This is a genomic window from Pseudomonas sp. SIMBA_067 (assembly GCF_046534675.1).
GTDB classification, from domain to species: Bacteria; Pseudomonadota; Gammaproteobacteria; order Pseudomonadales; family Pseudomonadaceae; genus Aquipseudomonas; species Aquipseudomonas putida.
In genome coordinates this window covers 1-268 of record NZ_JAWRYH010000508.1, presented here as the reverse complement: position 1 = coordinate 268, position 268 = coordinate 1, and the positions used below count along the sequence as shown (strand labels likewise).

The window sequence follows — 268 nt, the reverse complement described above, 5'->3', positions numbered from 1 at the left end:
AAGTGGCGTATCAGCGACTTCAGTCGCTACTACCTGGCCACTGGTGGCGGTGATGTCTCTCAGGCGGAAGTGTTGCTGAAACGTAAGTTCAGTGACCGCTTGCGTTCTGAGATGGGTCGTCTGGATGTGAAAGATAACGTAACGGACTCCCGTGGTCGTCTGACTACCGATGTGCGTGACGCGCTGAATACCGGCTCTGCAGGCAACGATGATGAAATCGCAACCCCTGCGGCTGATGACGCGATTGCCAGTGCAGCGGCCCGTGTCG

The 268-nt window shown here is 57.1% G+C and carries 1 pseudogene; it reads left to right on the top strand.

What is annotated here, in order from left to right:
* A pseudogene (locus SB765_RS30100) lies at positions 1-268 on the top strand (hypothetical protein); the annotation flags it as partial.